General features: G+C 58.3%; 12 protein-coding genes. 7 read left to right on the top strand and 5 right to left on the bottom strand.

Translation table 11 applies throughout. The features are described from left to right. Positions 1 to 1,989, bottom strand: coding sequence for an acetate--CoA ligase (gene acs / locus NET03_RS08745; protein ID WP_252128541.1), 1,989 nt, complete (start codon positions 1,987 to 1,989; stop codon positions 1 to 3). A 301-nt stretch (positions 1,990 to 2,290) separates the two neighbouring features. On the opposite strand from acs, the gene coxB reads away from it, so the two are divergent. The 5 genes from coxB (at position 2,291) to NET03_RS08720 (ending at position 8,734) form a co-directional block, all read left to right on the top strand. Then, positions 2,291 to 3,388, top strand: a complete 1,098-nt coding sequence (gene coxB / locus NET03_RS08740) for a cytochrome c oxidase subunit II (RefSeq protein WP_252128540.1) — start codon at positions 2,291 to 2,293, stop codon at positions 3,386 to 3,388. Positions 3,389 to 3,501: 113 nt separating this feature from the next. After that, entirely contained in the window at positions 3,502 to 5,424 is a 1,923-nt protein-coding gene (ctaD, locus tag NET03_RS08735) for a cytochrome c oxidase subunit I (RefSeq protein WP_252128539.1), read from the top strand. Between the two features lie 102 nt (positions 5,425 to 5,526). Further along, entirely contained in the window at positions 5,527 to 6,129 is a 603-nt protein-coding gene (locus NET03_RS08730; protein WP_252128538.1) for a cytochrome c oxidase subunit 3, read from the top strand. A gap of 53 nt (positions 6,130 to 6,182) precedes the next feature. Then, complete coding sequence (locus tag NET03_RS08725) at positions 6,183 to 6,500, top strand: cytochrome C oxidase subunit IV family protein (protein ID WP_252128537.1); 318 nt, start codon at positions 6,183 to 6,185, stop codon at positions 6,498 to 6,500. A 173-nt stretch (positions 6,501 to 6,673) separates the two neighbouring features. Further along, positions 6,674 to 8,734 (top strand): sodium-translocating pyrophosphatase, encoded by a 2,061-nt coding sequence (locus tag NET03_RS08720; protein WP_252128536.1) that lies wholly within the window; start codon positions 6,674 to 6,676, stop codon positions 8,732 to 8,734. 65 nt (positions 8,735 to 8,799) lie between these two features. Here the strand turns inward: NET03_RS08720 and NET03_RS08715 are convergent, their stop codons facing one another. The 4 genes from NET03_RS08715 to NET03_RS08700 are packed head-to-tail and all read right to left on the bottom strand — an operon-like array spanning position 8,800 to position 14,727. Further along, positions 8,800 to 9,735, bottom strand: a complete 936-nt coding sequence (locus tag NET03_RS08715) for a ribokinase (RefSeq protein ID WP_252128535.1) — start codon at positions 9,733 to 9,735, stop codon at positions 8,800 to 8,802. Next, positions 9,695 to 12,454 carry a DUF4129 domain-containing transglutaminase family protein gene (locus tag NET03_RS08710; RefSeq protein WP_252128534.1) on the bottom strand — a complete coding sequence of 920 codons (2,760 nt, stop codon included), beginning with the start codon at positions 12,452 to 12,454 and terminating at the stop codon, positions 9,695 to 9,697. Before NET03_RS08710 ends, NET03_RS08715 begins: the two co-directional genes overlap by 41 nt. A 9-nt stretch (positions 12,455 to 12,463) precedes the next feature. Next, positions 12,464 to 13,717: a DUF58 domain-containing protein gene (locus NET03_RS08705; protein WP_252128533.1), complete on the bottom strand. Its 1,254-nt coding sequence runs from the start codon at positions 13,715 to 13,717 to the stop codon at positions 12,464 to 12,466. Beyond that, positions 13,717 to 14,727 (bottom strand): AAA family ATPase, encoded by a 1,011-nt coding sequence (locus NET03_RS08700; RefSeq protein WP_252128532.1) that lies wholly within the window; start codon positions 14,725 to 14,727, stop codon positions 13,717 to 13,719. Before NET03_RS08700 ends, NET03_RS08705 begins: the two co-directional genes overlap by 1 nt. A gap of 241 nt (positions 14,728 to 14,968) precedes the next feature. On the opposite strand from NET03_RS08700, the gene polA reads away from it, so the two are divergent. Beyond that, positions 14,969 to 17,722: a DNA polymerase I gene (gene polA, locus NET03_RS08695; protein ID WP_252128531.1), complete on the top strand. Its 2,754-nt coding sequence runs from the start codon at positions 14,969 to 14,971 to the stop codon at positions 17,720 to 17,722. 76 nt (positions 17,723 to 17,798) lie between these two features. Further along, on the top strand, positions 17,799 to 18,044 hold the full coding sequence (locus NET03_RS08690) for an FmdB family zinc ribbon protein (protein WP_252128530.1): 246 nt from the start codon (positions 17,799 to 17,801) through the stop codon (positions 18,042 to 18,044). The last annotated feature ends 23 nt before the right edge of the window (positions 18,045 to 18,067 follow it).

The raw sequence follows: 18,067 nt of genomic DNA, 5'->3' as shown, positions 1-18,067 counted from the left end.
CTACGCTTGCTCGCCGTGCTCGGCAATCCACGTCCGCTTGATCTCCTCAACCACCGTTGGGTCAGTCAGCGTTGTGGTGTCACCGAGCACACGCCCCTCGGCGATGTCACGCAAGAGTCGCCGCATGATCTTCGCACTTCGCGTCTTCGGTAGGTCCGCCACGAAGATCACGCGCTCTGGTCGGGCAATTGCACCGATCGTCTCGGCAACATGGCGTCGCAGCTCTGCAGCGAGCTCGTCACTCGGGGTGTACCCCGCACGCACGCTCACGAAGGCGACAGGAACCTGGCCTTTAATCTCATGACTCACACCGATCACTGCCGCCTCAGCGACAGCCGGGTGCGCGACAAGGGCACTCTCCAACTCCATCGTCCCCAGGCGATGACCAGCGACATTGAGGACATCGTCAACACGCCCAAGGATCCAGTAATACCCGTCCTCGTCGCGCTTCGCTCCGTCTCCAGTGACGTAGATCGACGGCCCGTACTTCGAGAAGTAGGTGTTCACGTAGCGCTCGGGATCACCCCAGAGTGTGCGGGAAATCGCCGGCCACGGGCGGCGGATTACCAAATACCCACCCTGCCCTGTTGGCACTGGATTCCCGGCATCGTCAAGGATATCGGGTTCGATACCAGGGAATGGCAACGTCGCGGAGCCAGGCTTCGTCGTCGTCAGTCCAGGTAGCGGCGTGATCAAGATCATCCCCGTCTCGGTCTGCCACCAGGTATCGACGATTGGGCAGCGCCCACCGCCGATGTGTTCGTGGTACCACATCCAGGCCTCGGGGTTGATCGGCTCACCGACCGTCCCCAGCAAGCGCAGACTGGAGAGATCGTGGCGTGCCGGATACTCCGGCCCCCAGCGCATGAACTGCCGGATTGCAGTCGGCGAGGTGTAAAGAATAGTCACGTGCCGTCGCTCGACGATATCCCAGAAGCGATCCTTTTCCGGCCAATCGGGAGACCCCTCGTACATCACGACCGTCGCACCGTTTGCGAGCGGGCCGTAAACAATGTAGCTATGGCCGGTGACCCACCCAATGTCGGCCGTGCACCAGTAAATGTCGTCATCCTTGATATCAAAGATCCACTTTGTCGTAATGTAGACACCCGTGAGGTAACCGCCGGTCGTATGGAGTTGGCCCTTGGGCTTCCCTGTGGTGCCTGAGGTGTACAAGATGTAGAGCGGATGTTCGCTGTCGACGGACTCGGGAGGACAGTAGCGTTCTCGCACGCCAGCCAACACTTCATGCCACCAAAGATCACGCCCAGGCTGCATCGAGACTGGCTGCGATTCGCCGATGCGACGGACCACGAGCACTTTTTCGATCGAGGGGCAGCGCTCGAGAGCACGGTCGGCTGTTTCCTTAAGCGGCACCACCCGTCCACGACGATAACCACCGTCGGCCGTGATCAAGAGCTTCGCCTGGCAGTCATTAATCCGATCGGCAAGCGCCTCCGCACTGAATCCACCGAAGACAACCGAATGTGGGGCACCGATGCGAGCACATGCCAACATCACAACCGGCAGTTCTGGGATCATCGGGAGGTAAATCGCAACCCGATCACCCTTCTCTATACCCAGCTGCCGCAGCGCCAAGGCGACCCGATTCACCTCGCGGTAGAGATCTTGATAGGTTAGAACACGTTCGTCGCCTGGCTCACCTTCCCAAATAATTGCCGCCTTGGTTCGTCGGCCCGCTGCTACATGCCGATCCACGCAGTTGACCGAGGCATTGAGACGACCGCCGACAAACCATTTGACCCACGGCGGATTCCACTCCATGACGGTGTGCCAAGGCTCGTCCCATTGGAGCTCTCGAGCGATCGAAGCCCAGAACCCTTCAGGATCGCGACGAGCACGTTCATACACGCTCGGATCCCGCATATTGGCCTGGGCAACAAACTCCGCAGGCGGAGGGAAACGCCGCGTCTCAACTAACAAACCCTCGATGGCTCCAGCTGCCCTCATCCCAACTTCGTCCGGCATTTGCGCCTCCCTTCTTCGAGCCGCTCCAAGGAGCCACCGTGCTGCTCGCTGGGTTTACTCTTTAGTGTAATCAGCTGATCAGCAGTGAACAAGCCTCTTGACGCCTTTCCGTGGAACCGGTACCATCCAGCGCATGATCATTGAAGCGGGCGGCAACTGGTGCTATTATGTCGGATAACGACATGCCGCATGGGTCGCCAGTGCTCGTGACATGTTTCACTAAGGTGAGTAGAATACTCGAGAGCTGTCGGCCCTCGGGCCGGGGTGTCGTGCGATGTGCTGCGGGGAAGGGGCGGAACGAGTGAAGGACTTGCGTCCGATTGGTGGCCGGCGACGGTGGATCTTTGTCCTTCCGCTCGCCGGGCTCGCGTGGCTCACCAGCGGCTGCGGCGTCATCGGCGGTAAAATCGCCTCGACGTCGGATCCAGCTGGTGACCAGGCGCGCCTTATATGGGACCTTTTCATGGTGCCAGTCTGGTGGTTGACCGTGGCCGTTTTCATTCTCGTAACCGGCTGGCTTCTGGTCAACATTGTCCGATTCCGTCGGAAGCCGGGGGACACTCGCATTCCACCCCAGGTACACGGTCACCCACGCCTCGAAATCGCCTGGACACTCATCCCAGCAGTTATCTTGGCCCTCATTGCGATTCCTTCTACTCGCCTCATTTTCCAACTGAACCGCGATCCCGGAGCTGACACTAACGCACTACGGGTGCAGGTGATCGGCCATCAGTGGTGGTGGGAGTTCCGCTATCCCGAATACGGCATAGTGACCGCGGGAGACTTGCATCTTGTAGTAGATCGCCCTGTCGTTCTCACGATTACGTCGCAGGATGTCATCCATTCGTTCTGGCCGCCTCGTCTGGCGGGCAAAGTCGATGCGGTGCCTGGACGTGAGAATACGATGGTCTTCACTCCGGAAGAAGCAGGAGTCTTTTACGGGCAGTGCGCAGAACTCTGCGGCGCACAGCACGCGCACATGCAGTTCCGTGTCGTTGTACAGACACAGCAAGAGTTCGATGCCTGGGTGCAAAAGCACCGCCAGCCAGCTCCGGACCCGGCTCCAGGGACACTCGCCGCCACCGGAAAGGAACTCTTTGAGGGCCCAGCTGGATGCGCTGGCTGCCACAGCGTGAACCCGACGTACGATCCATCTACGCCGATCAACAAGACTCTCATGGTTGGCCCGAACCTTGCCTACTTTGCTGAACGGCAGACGCTCGCCGCATTCCTCCCGAACACCGTGGAGAATCTCCATCAGTGGATTGCCAACTCGGAACAGGTCAAGCCGTACTCGATCATGGCAGAAAAGTGGTGGAAGATCCGCGCGCAACAGAACCAGTTACTGACCGACGAGCAAGTGAATGCCATCGTTGAGTACCTGCGGTCCCAACAGTAAGTATCACGCATCAGTGTTGTTGTTAGAGAGGAGCGGCAGCCAATGGATAAGTCCAGTAGTACACTTAACCGCAGTCGGCGAGCTCATAACCGACATGGTGCAGGAGGACTCTAATGGCGGAGGCGGCGATTCGACTGGAACAAGCAGAATACCGGCGCTCGGCACTTGTCGAGTGGCTCACGACGGTTGACCACAAGAAGATCGGCATTCTCTACTATTGGACGTCGATTGTCTACCTGTTGCTCGCAGGCTTTCTTGGGCTCCTCATGCGTATTCAGCTCGCGCAGCCAGATATGCACTTCCTCGGTCCCAAGACTTATAACGAAGTTATGACTATGCACGGTACTATGATGATCTTCGCAGTGGCGATGCCACTCAACGCAGCCTTTTTCAATATCGCTGTCCCGTTAATGATTGGAGCTCGTGACGTTGCGTTTCCTCGCCTTAACGCCTTCTCTTATTGGTCTTTCCTCTTTGGCTCCCTTCTGATGTGGTCGAGTTTCCTCTTCGGACACGCCCCGGACGCTGGTTGGTTCGGGTATGCCAACCTCTCCAGCAGCCGCCTCTACTCGGCTGGACCAGGTCTTGACTTCTGGGACCTCGGTCTGCAGGTCTTGGGTATCAGCTCGATCGCGGGTGCACTCAACTTCTTCGTCACCATCGTGAACATGCGTGCACCCGGTATGTCGCTCATGCGCATGCCGGTTTACGTCTGGATGGTCCTTATTACTGCGATTCTCATTCTGCTCGCTTTCCCCTCCCTTACTGTTGGACTCTTTATGATCATGTTCGATCGCTACTTCAATACAAACTTCTTCAACCCGCTGCACGGGGGCGACCCGGTTATCTGGCAGCATCTCTTCTGGATCTTCGGACACCCTGAGGTCTACATCCTTGTCCTCCCGCCAATGGGGATTATCTCAGAGGTGCTTCCGACGTTCTCGCGTAAGCCCCTCTTCGGTGCACCCTTCGTCATCTTCGCTGGAATTGCCATCGCCTTCCTCAGCTTCTTCGTGTGGGCGCACCACATGTTCACCGTCGGGCTGGGCCCGGTGCCGAATGCCCTCTTCGCCGCTTCAACAATGCTCATTGGGATCCCCACAGGAGTAAAGGTCTTTAACTGGCTCGCCACCATGTGGGGCGGTTCCCTCGACTTTAAGACACCAATGAAGTTCGCCGCGGCCGCCGTCTGGATGCTCATGATGGGTGGGGTCACCGGCGTTATGCACGCGACCGTTCCACTCGATTACCAGCAGCAAGACTCGTACTTCATTGTGGCACACTTCCACTATGTCATCTTCGGCGTGATCGTGAGTGCTTTGCTCGCTGGAACCTATTACTGGTTCCCCAAGATGTACGGCCGTCTTCTTGACGAGCGTCTCGGCACGTGGCACTTCTGGCTGACCTTCATCGGTACGAATCTCACATTCTTCCCGATGCACTTCGTCGGGCTTGATGGAATGCCACGTCGCTACTTCACCTATTCCGCCGAAACGGGCTGGGGTACGTGGAATCTCGTCATCACGATCGGCGCCTTCATTTTGGGCTTGGCTCAGGTTCTCCTCCTGATCAATGTCGTGAAGACATTGCGCCAGCCAGCTACGGCATCCGCCGATCCCTGGGACGGCCGAACATTGGAGTGGACGATCCCCTCGCCGCCACCGGTCTATAACTTTGCGGTCATTCCGACGGTTCGTGGACGCGATGCGTACTGGATCGAAAAGTATGGCGATGGCCACCACGCACCAGCCGCGACTGACACGACGCAACGCCGTGAGGTGCACGAGCCACACCACGACAATCCCGGACACGGTACATTGCCACCTGGTGTGCACCTGCCCAAGCCATCCTGGTGGCCGCTTATTGTCTCAGCGGGTCTGACGGCCATGGCGGCCGGGATGATCATGTACGGAACCGAAACACTTGGGCCGCTCGGCTTCCCGATCGTCGGCCTTGGTACTTTTGTCGTCTTCTTCGGCCTGCTCGGTTGGCACTTTGAGCCAGCGATCGAGCATGAAGAAGCACACGTCGCCTGATGCAAGTACAGGAGTCTTCGGGGGTGGGAGGTGAACCCTGCCTGCCCAACAAGGTTCGTAACACGAGGTGGATATCATGAGCAGAAAGGGAGGGGTTACGGAGTGAGCCACGCAACTGGCCACACACTTCCGGCCGGAGAGCACACGGTAACCGGAATCTCCCATAACCGGTTGCTCATGTGGACCTTCCTTGCAAGCGACTGCATGTTCTTCGGGTCGCTCATCTGGGTCTACTTCGCCTATCGCGGGCGCTACTTTGAAGGACCGTACCCCCGGGAAGTACTCGATATTCCGTATACGTCGGTCTCCGCAGCCGTACTGCTTCTCTCCAGCTTTGCGATCGTCATGGCGTTGACAGCACTTGAGCGGGCCGACATGCGGGGCTTCCGCGGTTGGCTACTGGGAACAATTCTCCTCGGCGCCCTCTTCCTCGGCGGACAGTATTACGAGTTCACCACGTTCTATCACGAGGGTCTTACCCTCACATCCAACCTCTTTGGCACAACGTTCTTCGTTCTGACCGGCTTCCACGGTACTCACGTGTTCATCGGCATCGTCTGGCTCTTGGTTCAGTGGTTGCTCTCTCTTTTCGGAAAGTTAACACCGGCCCACGTTGAGCGTTTCTTCGTCACGACACTCTACTGGCACTTCGTCGACATCGTGTGGATTATCATCTTCATGCTTGTGTACCTTATGCCGTACTAGCTAGTTCTCGTTACAGCTTGGTGAGGCGACCATACCGGCGAAAGGAGCAGGTGATGCACGAACACCCGACTGCACACGCCCAACCCGGGCCAGCGACGTGGGTTCGAGTCCTCATTCTCTTGACTATCGCGACTATTCTTGAGGTGCTTACATACGTTTTCGAGTCGACGCTCGGCGTCCTTACCGCCCCAATCCTCATGATCTTCGCCGCCGTCAAGTTCGTGCTCGTTGTTGCCTATTACATGCACCTCAAGTTTGATAATCGGATATTGACAGGCATATTTGCATGGGGCATGCTCATCGCGATCAGCATCTTCGCTGCGATGGCAGCAATCTACCACATCTACGGGCAGCCCCTACTGACCCCGTAGCGACTGCACGATGTCAAGTCCCTTGTCAGACTCCGGCCACGATGGCACTATCTGGCCGGAGTATCGTGTGTGCGGGCGTTCTTGTCCACTACGCTTGATCCGATCTCGTCCGTTGTAGGCGCGACGCAGTATACGAGCGACGACGATACGAGTGAGGGAGGGGTGACAGGACGATGGAGAACACTGCACTGTATCTCGCCCTCGGTGCAGCAATTCTTGCGGTTCTTTATGGTGCCGCTTTAATCCGCTGGGTCTTGGCACAACCACGCGGCGACGAGCGTATGCAAGCTATTGCGCTCGCCATCCAGGAAGGCGCCCAAGCCTATATGCGGCGCCAGTATAGCCTTGTCGCTATCGTGGCAGTGGTTGTGGCTTTGATCCTTGGCCTCGCGGTCGATTGGACAACTGCGATCGGCTTCCTCGTCGGTGCCATCGCCTCGGGTCTGGCTGGCTTCATTGGTATGTCGATCGCTGTCCGGGCCAACGTGCGCACTGCTGAAGCTGCAAAGCGCGGGCTTGAGCGTGCATTGGCAGTGGCCTTTCGAGGCGGCGCTGTCACCGGTCTCCTCGTAGCGGGCCTGGGTCTGCTCGCAGTCACCGCTTTCTATCTCGTGACGCGCAGCGTCACAGGCCTCGTTGGCCTCGGATTCGGCGGTAGCTTGATCTCAGTCTTCGCGCGGATTGGCGGTGGCATTTACACCAAGGCAGCCGATGTCGGAGCCGACCTGGTTGGGAAAGTTGAGGCCGGGATCCCTGAAGATGATCCCCGTAATCCGGCCGTTATCGCGGACAACGTCGGTGACAATGTTGGCGACTGCGCCGGAATGGCCGCCGACCTGTTCGAGACCTATGCGGTGACTGCTATCGCTGCCATGCTCCTTGGCCATCTGGTCTTTGGAACCGAGGTTGCCATCGTCTATCCGTTGGCGCTCGGTGCTGTCTCAATCCTTACGTCCATCATCGGAACGTTCTTCGTACGGCTTGACGCGAGCCGCTCGATCATGCGTGCCCTCTACAAGGGTGTTATCGCTGCCATGTTGCTCGCGGCCATCCTGTTCTTCCCGGTTACCGCCTGGCTCATGGGCGACAATCCAGTTATTACTGAAGGACCTGTCTCACTTTTTGGAGTGACGTTCACACTCACGGCGACCGCAAAGCTGTGGCTCAGCGCACTCGTCGGACTCGTAGTGACCATTGGTATGGTCGTTTTCACTGAATACTTCACCTCAGAGAAGTACAGTCCGGTGAAACGCATCGCCGCAGCCTCGGAGACCGGGCATGCGACCAACATTATCAGCGGCTTGGCGGTCTCGATGCAGGCAACCTTCCCACCGATCGTCTTGATCGCTCTCGCGATTTACGTCGCCTACAACCTCACGACAAGCTCCACTTCTGCTTACAGCGGCCTCTACGGTCTCGCCGTTGCCGCCATGGCGATGCTCTCGATGACCGGCATGATTGTCGCGGTCGACTCGTTTGGGCCAATTACCGACAACGCTGGCGGTATTGCCGAGATGGCGGAGCTCCCTGATGAGGTCCGGTCCGTCACCGATCCGCTTGACGCGGTCGGCAATACCACCAAAGCGGTGACGAAGGCTTATGCGATTGGTTCTGCTGGGTTGGCCGCACTCGTTCTCTTTGCATCCTACTACCTTGAACTCTCTCAGCAACTCGTTTTCGAACTGTCCAATCCCCGTGTTGTCATAGGGATTTTCATTGGCGCTGCCCTCCCGTACTTCTTCGCGAGCTTCCTCATGGAAGCGGTCGGGAAGGCGGGTGGTGCCGTCGTTCAGGAGGTCCGTCGCCAGTTCCGCGAAATTCCGGGGCTGCTTGAGGGACGTGCCCGACCAGAGTACGGGCGGGCCGTGGACATCGTGACGCGCGAAGCGCTTCGGCAGATGCTCGCCCCCGTCCTCATCGCAGTATTGACCCCGATCGTCATCGCTGCGATGCTCGGCAAGGAGGCTCTTGGTGGGCTCCTGATCGGCTCTATTGTGACTGGCCTCTTCGTAGCCATTTCTATGACGACGGGTGGCGCCGCTTGGGATAACGCGAAGAAGTTCATTGAATCGGGTGCCCACGGCGGCAAAGGAAGCTTTGCTCACCAAGCGGCCGTTACCGGGGACACGGTCGGTGATCCGTACAAAGACACAGCTGGACCAGCTATTAACCCCATGATCAAGGTGGTCAACATCGTTGCGCTGCTCATTGTCAAGGCGTTTGGCTGGGGCTGACGAACCAAGATTCCGACATTGGGCCGCTTCCGGAAATGATGCCGGAAGCGGCCACGCTTTCTCGTTCACCACCGTTTCGTAACCAACGGAAACGCAGCAATGGTCTGTTCGAGTTCACTGCGAAACGGCAGAGACGGTTGCGCCCCCGGGCGCTGTACGGTCAGTGCCCCCGCCCAGACCGCTCGTGCGATGGTTCCCTCCCAGGATTCACCCTCAAGGAGAGAAACCGCGAGCGCCGCCGTGAAGGCATCACCTGCAGCAGTTGTGTCGACCACAGGTACGTGAGGGGCGCGACACCGGAGACGCTCGCTCTTCGTCACGAGGAGAGCTCCCTCACCACCCAACGTCACAACTACGAGAGGCACATGTTCTACGAGTCGAGTAGCCACTCGTTCGATTGGCTCCTCGCGGTCTACGCCTGCGGCTTGGCGCGCCTCGAGTGCATTCACCACCAGGACATCGCACAATCGCAGAAGATCCGCAGCATCGTCGGCCCACGGGGTCGCATTGAGTACGCAACGTGCCCCAGTTTCCCGGGCGATAGAAAGCGCCGCCTCGACTGCCGGGAGCGGAATTTCCAGCTGCGTGAGAACCACATCCTTTGAACAGAGCTCCAGCTCCCGCATCGCTCGTTGCACACCTTCGCCCTCAAGCGCTCCATTTGCTCCGGCGGCCACAATGATACGGTTCTCACCCTCGGCATTGCACTCAATGAACGCCAACCCGCCTTGCCCGGCAACACGTGCGAGGAAGCGAAGGTCGATCCCTTCTCGCTCGAGTTCGGAGTAGCGCTGCTCGCTGAACGGATCGTTCCCAATGGCAGCGATGAACAGAACAGGTGCCCCCAGCCGAGCCGCAGCAACCGCCTGGTTGGCCCCCTTGCCGCCTCCGATCACGCTCATCCCAGTCGCTAGCAGGGTTTCACCAGGCTCAGCGAAGCGAGGCACCATGAGCAGAATGTCAGTGTTCACGCTGCCGACGACCAGGCAGCGACCTGGCATCTATGAACTCCGCTTCCTGCCGCAAGCGCAGACGCAACACGGCTCGTAAAAGCCGGGGACGAAGAATCTCGCGCCACAACCGCCATGCCAGACGGAGCTCTTCCTCGCGCACAGGGCGTCGGCCATACTGTTCGCGACCGTACAGCTGCGCAATAGTTTCGGCAGCTCGACGCGTTCCCGGCACGAGACGTCCGACCTCCCAGGCAAATTCCAGCGGTGTCAGCGACGGCGCTGGTCGGAGACCGGCGATTCTTGCCAAACGCTGGAGACGAACAAAGAGACGCGCAGCAGGAGATATTCTCCAGGTACCCCACAGCCACCATGCCGTCGCAATCGCACTCGCACCGGTGAGCAACACCAGAAATCCAATGAGCGTCGTCTTCGCCCAACTCGGCCTCGCAGGCGAAGCAGTCGCCGCACTCCCTACTGCACCTGCTCCTTCTGGTCGATCCAACTCTGGAAGACGCAGACCAAACCGCTCATCAGTCGGGAGGTTTGCGCCCAGAATCGAATCCAGCGGCAAGAGATCGCTTTGCCCCGGAATCGCACCACGGGGTATCGGCGGCCGCGAGGCGGTTGGTTCGAATGAAATCCAGCCGTATCCGGGGAAGAACACCTCGACCCAGGCGTGAGCATTACGATCTCTATACAGGAAGCCCCCCAAATCGCTATCGAAGTCAGCAGGGTAGTATCCGACCGCCACGCGAGCCGGTATTCCTACCGCACGCAACAAGACCGCCATTGCGGAGGCGTAGAAGGTGCAATACCCCTCAGGTCGCACAAAGAGCACTGTATCAACAGCGTCAACCCCACCAGGGTAGGGTGCTGCCTCGTTGTAGGAGATGCGCTCACGCACGAACGCTTCTATGGTGCTGGCGACATCGTACGCATTCGACTTTCCTGCCGCGAGCGCGTCGGCGAGCTGTCGCGTGCGGTCTGTCACAGTCTCCGGGAGCTGCGTGTAGCGCTGATACACATCACGTGGATAGACGCCATAAAGTGTCGTCACGACATCAGCGCCGTCGGATGACTGAGCGCTCTCCTCGCCCGCTGCCCGTAGCTGCTCTGGCGTTGCACGACTCACTGCGGTGACGAAATCGTACGCCAGGCCGCGACTCATCCCATTTGCGGGATAGACCGCTTCCAAGTCAGCGTAGTCTGGTAAACGACCACGATACGCCAGGCGAGTAATCCGGAATCCTCCCTGACCAGTCGTCTCCCACCAGAATGTCACCTCGATGCCTCGAGCAGCAAGGTGGCTAATTTGCGTGTCGAGCTGCGGAAGTACAGGAGAACCAGCCATAAACCACCAGAACCACGGTCGCCCAGCATACGGATCTGGCGTCGGAGTCGGTTCGCGCGGCGACCGCGCCTCGGCTGGTGTGAATTCGACGTCGCGCAAGAGCTCGACCAGCGGCCTCAGCTCGAGCGGTACTTGCTCCGGTGCAGTGCTCTCAAGATCGACTGTCTGCCACTCCGTGCTGTTGGTCCAGCCATACAGTGCCCGCACCGGGATACTGAAGGAAATCGGATCACCTGTATACGCCAACGCAGCGCCACGCGACTGCAACACTTCGACATGATAGCGAACGGTCTCGCGCTCCTTCGTAACTGAGTCGGCCTTGGGAAGCTCTTCATCATCGGCGAACTCCACCAAGGGCACAGGCTCCGTATTGGGAGAATTCTCAACTGGAGTGGATGGTGCTTGCTCCGTATTGGTTGCACTGTCGGGTACCGCACTCGACCGCCATCCACGTCCGGTATAGGTGTCATAGGTACGAACGGTCAAGTATGCAGCATTGTTGGCGACGGCCAAGAGCACCGGCTCATCGCTCAGGCGAAGCGGGCCACCAATATCGAAACGGTCGCCGAATGTGGCAAACCCGCCAACTCCGCCTCGTCCTCCCCCGGGGCCGCGCACTGACGGAAACCACTGCGCCAGGGTATCCCGCAACTCAATCCACGGACGATTCGTCGGCTGGAGGGCAGCCGCAGCACGACTGGAGTGTGTACTGAACGGGATGATCCAGCCAAAGAGTAGCACTGCCACTGAGAGCCACGAGAGGACCCACAAAGACTCCCACGCCACCCCGGAACCGACAGTCAAGCCACCCCGTCGCCACCGCTGCATTCGCTGGGCAAACGAGACCCGTCCCACGATCAGGAGACTCAGCAACACGGCCAGAGCAACGAGGAGAACTGACACATTCCGTGAGTAACCTGCGTTAATGAGGACAACTGTCGTTGGGAGAAGAACGCTGACCCACGCGTGGTCGTGTCGAACGACGAGCCACGTTGCGATATAGCCAATCGCCAAGTGTGTCACTGCAATTAGGAGTAAAAAGAGATAGAAATCTTCAGCCCTTTCTCCCTGACGGATAGCGAGATACCAGCGTTCCCACCGTATCCAGAGAAATGCGAGCTTCTCTCGCCATCCCCCGAGCTGATCGCTTAAAAGTCCCTGCAAGAGCCACAGAACGCCTATCCCGCCGAGCACGAGCGCCATGGGGTGGGCAGCCCAATCCGGAAGTTTGATCGGCCGCGCCAGCACATAGGCGACAAGGGTGCCAAGGAGAACCGCTCGTACCGCAACGATAAGCCCATCGGACCAATCGGCCCGATAGGTCGAAAAGCCCGCCAAAAGGTTCAACGCGACGAGAGAACCAAGGGCGAACCAACCAACGTCCGGAGTCAAGCGTTTTCCAAGGACTCGCAGCATTGTGCGCTCCTAGCGACTCGGCGCCATCAGGCCTGTGGGCATCGCCAAAACACGACGAAGATCATCCCCATTCTTGACAAGTACGAAGGGGACGCCGAGCGCTGTCAGTTCACTCACCACGATCAAGGAACTGGCCTCACCGCCGAACGTACTCGGCTCCACAACAACCGCAAGGCTGCGAATCGAACGAGCCATGAGCTCCGCAAGCGCCCGCACCCACGCTTCATCGGTTGATGGCGTGACCACAATAAGCGCACTCTGGCGACCAAATCGTGCCTGTTCACCAAGAAGAACCGCTTGTAACGACGTCGTTCCATCAGCTCGGAAAACGGCAAGAAATTCCAGAATCTTCAGGAGATGTCGTGCACCACGATCTGCGGGCAGCACGACCGGGGTCGCTCCCTGCGCGATCAGTCCAACTGCGCGATTTTGATCGAGAAAATAGCGTGCAAGCGAGGCAGTGATCGTCACCGCGTACTCTTCCGTCGAGTCTAGGAAGACCTCTGGCTTGCTTGCTGCTGCAGTGTCCGCCAAGCGCTCACCACCACGGACATGATGTCGGCCTTCTCCATCAAGCACCAACCACACATCTGTACTCGGATCGAGTTCAAACTCTTTGACCATCAGCTGTCCGGTGCGTGCCGACACGCTCCACGCAATCCGATTGAAGCTGTCACCCGGTTGGTATTGACGGACACCCGCAACGTTTGGTGTGACATTTGGAGTTCGCTTCTGCAGTGCATTACCGCCCGGCAATTCACCCGCGGGCAGACGCACAGTCGTCAAATCAACTAGGGCAGGGTACACCACAAGTTCGTGTGTTGCCGGTATCACGAGGCGCCGCTCAAAGAGACCGAACGGGTCGCTGGCACGAAGAACCATCGGTCCGAGACGGAACCGCCCCCGACGGGTGCACCAGGTCTTGGCCCGCCAGCGAATCACTGTATGTCCGGGAAGACTGACGACGCGACTTAAACAATGCCCGGGGAGATCCGAATAATCGATGACTTCAACCCACAACTTGTTGAACCTGCTTCGGTTCTCGAGTTCAACCTGCTCGATCAGGAGGTCTCCCACATGCGCGCGGTCGCTCGCTGTCCGCCGGGTGACAACCAGACCAGAAAGCGCTGCCCGACTCCAGGCGAAGGCGAGGACGAGCAGGCCGAGGAGAACAAAGAAGAGCTTATCGAATACAACCCACCGATTCAGTTGTGACAGGAAGACAATGACACCGGCGAGTACTGCGACTCGTATCCAACCCATCATGATCCACCGAACGGTAAGCGTCGGCGCGTCGTCGATTCAGCACTAGCCCCGCCGAGCGGCCGTGCGCCGGGAACCGGCACAACACCAAGCACCTCACGGACGATCGCTCGGGCATCGACGTTCCGCATCCGGGCAGCTGGATTCACAATGATGCGGTGCGCAAGCGTTGGTTCAGCGAGTTCCTTCACATCGTCAGGGATAACATAGTCGCGCCCCTGCATTGCTGCCCAGGCGCGGGAGGCGTTGTAGAGTGCGAGTGACCCTCGCGGACCAGCCCCAAGGTAGACGTCCTCGTGTCGCCGCGTCGCCTCGACAAGCGAGACAATGTACTCCTTGAGTAGATCGTCCACGTACACGTGTCGAATCTGCTCCTGCGCAGCGCGCAGCTCGTCGAGGGTTGCAACCTGCCCAAGTCGCTCGAGTGGGTGCTCGTAGTGCTGGCGACTCAACATTTCGATTTCTCCACGTCGGCTTGGATATCCCAAGGAGATCCGAATCAAAAAGCGGTCCAGTTGCGCTTCGGGAAGGGGGAAAGTGCCCTCATACTCGATCGGATTCTCCGTCGCCAACACGACGAAGGGATCCGGTAACGGATGGGTCGCCCCATCCACCGTCACCTGTCCTTCTTCCATCGCCTCGAGCAAGGCCGACTGAGTCTTCGGCGTGGCACGGTTGATCTCATCAGCCAAGACGATGTGCGCGACGACCGGCCCTGGGCGATATTCAAAGCGTCCCGTCTGTTGGTTGAACACATTCACACCTGTGATATCCGATGGCAGGAGATCTGGCGTGAACTGAATCCGTTTGAATGTTGAGCCGATACTCCGCGCGATCGCCTTCGCGAGTACCGTTTTGCCCACCCCGGGGACGTCCTCAATCAGCACGTGGCCCCGGCAGAGCAGAGCGACGAGTACCATCCGAACTTCACGGCTCTTCCCAACGATCACGCGTTCGACATTCTCCGCGATTCGCTCCGCAAACATCTGTACCATTTGCACCGTCGTCATGATTGTCCCGTCCTAACGTCCGGTCAGGCCTCTGATGGTTGTGAAGCGGTAGGAACCACTGTCCGTGCATCGAAATGTCGTGCGCCCCACTCCGCCAGCCCACGGAAGCACGCGTATTATAGCAACTGTCAGCTGGACCATGTGCCAACCCCCACCCTTGAGACTACCCAGCCTCCCTGAGAGTTCTCTGAGACAACGCGACCTTACCGTTCTATAATCGCCGCAATAAGGAGAGGACGCTATGCCGAGCCGATCCACTCGCCCGCGTCTTGTTTTGGTCGACGGTCATGGTCTTGCTTATCGTGCCTATCATGCCCTCCCTCCGACCTTAGCCACGAGCAGTGGTGAGCCGACTGCCGTTGTTTTCGGTTTTACCAGCATGCTGCTCGAAGTTTTGAACGATTTCGAACCAGACTACGTCATTGTCTGTTTCGACAGTGGGAAAAGTTTTCGACATGAGCTATACGAGCAATACAAGGCCCATCGACCGGAAACCCCCGATGACCTCCGCCATCAGCTCGAGCGAATCCGCCAACTCCTCGCTGCGTTCCGGATTCCGATCGTTGTCCGTGAGGGATACGAGGCGGATGATCTCATCGGAACGTTGGCAAAGCAAGCGATCGAGCGTGAGCTTGAAGTTTTGGTAGTCACCGGTGACACCGATCTGCTTCAGCTCGTCGATGACCACGTGCGGGTCATCCTCCCAGGTCGTCAACGCTTCGGCGAGTATCGCGTCTACGATCGTCAAGCCGTGCTCGACCGCTACGGCTTCCCGCCGGAACGCTTGCCGGAATTCAAAGCTCTCGTCGGGGATCCTTCTGACAATATTCCCGGAGTTCCAGGAATTGGCGAGAAAACGGCGACACGGCTCATCCAACAGTTCCCCTCGCTTGAAGCGATGTTAGAGCGGCTGGATGAGATCGATCCGCCCCGAATTCGCGAGGCCTTGCGTACGGCACGAGAGACCGTGTTGACCAGCCGACAGCTCGCCAGCATTGTGCGAGACGCGGAGGTCGAACTTGATCTTGACCGGGCACAGTTCGGGTATTTCGACCGTGACGAGGTGCTCGCCCTCTTTCGCGAGTTGGAGTTCCGCAGCCTTGTGCCGCGCCTACCCCAACCGCGGAAACCGGTTACTTTGAGCAAACCGATTCCGTCGCAGCGACGCGCCATTCTCACTGAGGAGGAGCTCGAGGAACTCGTTCGCGAACTCGAACAATCCCCCGCATTCGCACTTGATGTCGAGACGACTGCCTTGCACCCAATGTATGCCGAGCTCGTGGGCCTCGCCATTGCAACGAGTCCAGTTCGGAGCTACTACATTCCGCTGGGCCATACCACCGGGGATGTGCAACTCCGACGAGATGCAGTCGCGCGCGCTCTCGCCCACTTTTTCCAGACAGAACGCGTGCAACGGTACACGCACAACGGCAAGTACGATGCCCTTGTTCTGGAACGAGCGGGCTTTCCCCGGCCACGCATCGATTTTGACACGATGATCGCTGCGTACCTACTCGGCGAGAACGCAGTGGGACTCAAAGAACTCGCCTTCACCAAGCTCGGTTGGGAGATGGAAGCCATCACTGAACTTATTGGACGCGGGAAGAAGCAGCTCACAATGGACCGTGCCGAGATCGCCCGTGTCACTGCGTATGCTTGCGCTGATGTCGAGGCGACCTATCGGCTGGTCGATGTCCTGCGTCCGCAACTCGAAGCACAGAACCAGATGCGCCTCTTTCGTGATATTGAGCTTCCCCTCATTGACGTGCTCATTGACATGGAGCGTGCGGGTATTGCAATCGACGTCTCCTATTTGCAGCGCCTTTCGACTGAGCTGGATAGTCAGCTCCGGACGCTCGAACGCCGCATTTACAACCTTGCTGGTCATCCTTTTAATATCAACTCGCCTCAACAGTTGAGCGAAATCCTCTTCGAGGAACTTCGCCTTCCCCGTGGGAAACGGACCAAGACCGGCTACTCCGTTTCACAGGAGGTCTTGGAGAACCTCCGCGACGCCCACCCGATCGTCGACGCAATCCTTGAGTATCGCCAACTCTTGAAACTCAAGTCCACATACGTCGATGCGCTACCACGCCAAGTGCATCCTGAAACTGGACGCGTACACACCATTTTTCATCAAACAGTCGCAGCAACCGGGCGACTGAGTTCCTCCGACCCGAACCTTCAGAACATACCTGTCCGTGGCGAACTGGGTCTTGCGGTCCGCCGCGCGTTTGTTGCCGACAATCGTCCGGGTTACCGCATTGCCGACGAGCCGATTCTCCTTCTCTCTGCTGATTACTCGCAGATTGAGCTGCGGCTGATGGCCCATTTCAGCCAAGATCCTGCGCTTCTTCGCGCTTTCGCTGAAGGGAAGGACATTCACGCTGCCACGGCATCTGAAGTCTTCGGTGTCCCCCTCGATGCAGTCACGCCAGAGATGCGCCGCATCGCGAAGGTGGTCAACTTCGGAATTATGTACGGTATGCAGGCGTATGGACTCGCCCGCGATACCGGCATGAGTAGGCAAGAAGCCCAACGGTTCATCGATGCCTACTTTCGCCGCTTTCCTGGTGTCGCACGATACCTTGAGGAGACCAAGCGACGTGCGGCAGAAATGGGCTACGTTGAAACGCTCTTCGGCCGTCGCCGCTACATTCCTGAGATCAATTCCTCCAACCCCGCTCGCCGTCAGGCAGCCGAGCGGATGGCTGTCAATATGCCGTTGCAGGGCACTGCTGCCGATATCATGAAGTTGGCAATGATCCGTGTCCACCGAGCGCTTGCCGAGCGCCACTTCCGCGCCCGCATGCTCCTCCAAGTACACGACGAACTCGTTTTGGAAGTTCCCGAATCGGAGTTGACTTCGGTAGCTGAACTCGTCACATCCTTGATGAGTAGTGTCGTCGCTTTGACGGTTCCGCTCGAGGTGGAAGCGAAGGCCGGACCAAACTGGGCCGACCTTGAGCCGATCCGTGTAAAACTCTCCCACTAGAACTTGCTCAACCTCAGAAGATCGACTACAATTCCGCCCGGATAATTGACGACGGTTCGCACAGGAGGGGTGGTCGATGCCGATCTACGAGTATGAGTGCACGAGTTGTGGCCACCGATTTGAAATAAAGCAACGTTTCTCCGATGAACCAGTGGCGTCTTGTCCAGAATGTGGGAATTTAGTTCGGCGATTACTCTATCCGGCCGGAATCATCTTCAAGGGTTCCGGTTTCTACATCACTGATTACAAGCGCAATAATTCCTCAAACGGGAAGAGCGAGACCAAGTCTGAAACGACCTCGTCCGCATCGAAGAACGACTGAGCGAGATCACTGTGGGACGCGGG

Origin of the sequence: Thermomicrobium sp. CFH 73360, from assembly GCF_023806465.1 — a bacterium.
Classification (GTDB): Bacteria; Chloroflexota; Chloroflexia; order Thermomicrobiales; family Thermomicrobiaceae; genus Thermomicrobium.
Note: the sequence above shows the minus strand (reverse complement) of the source record. Positions and strands in the feature narration are given on the sequence as shown.

Excerpts from the sequence above, each read along its gene's own strand:
- acs (WP_252128541.1), bottom strand. The coding sequence starts at position 1,989 with ATGCCGGACGAAGTTGGGATGAGGGCAGCTGGAGCCATCGAGGGTTTG.
- ctaD (WP_252128539.1), top strand. The coding sequence starts at position 3,502 with ATGGCGGAGGCGGCGATTCGACTGGAACAAGCAGAATACCGGCGCTCG.
- NET03_RS08725 (WP_252128537.1), top strand. The coding sequence starts at position 6,183 with ATGCACGAACACCCGACTGCACACGCCCAACCCGGGCCAGCGACGTGG.
- NET03_RS08720 (WP_252128536.1), top strand. The coding sequence starts at position 6,674 with ATGGAGAACACTGCACTGTATCTCGCCCTCGGTGCAGCAATTCTTGCG.
- NET03_RS08715 (WP_252128535.1), bottom strand. The coding sequence starts at position 9,735 with ATGCCAGGTCGCTGCCTGGTCGTCGGCAGCGTGAACACTGACATTCTG.
- NET03_RS08710 (WP_252128534.1), bottom strand. The coding sequence starts at position 12,454 with ATGCTGCGAGTCCTTGGAAAACGCTTGACTCCGGACGTTGGTTGGTTC.
- NET03_RS08705 (WP_252128533.1), bottom strand. The coding sequence starts at position 13,717 with ATGGGTTGGATACGAGTCGCAGTACTCGCCGGTGTCATTGTCTTCCTG.
- NET03_RS08700 (WP_252128532.1), bottom strand. The coding sequence starts at position 14,727 with ATGACGACGGTGCAAATGGTACAGATGTTTGCGGAGCGAATCGCGGAG.
- polA (WP_252128531.1), top strand. The coding sequence starts at position 14,969 with ATGCCGAGCCGATCCACTCGCCCGCGTCTTGTTTTGGTCGACGGTCAT.
- NET03_RS08690 (WP_252128530.1), top strand. The coding sequence starts at position 17,799 with ATGCCGATCTACGAGTATGAGTGCACGAGTTGTGGCCACCGATTTGAA.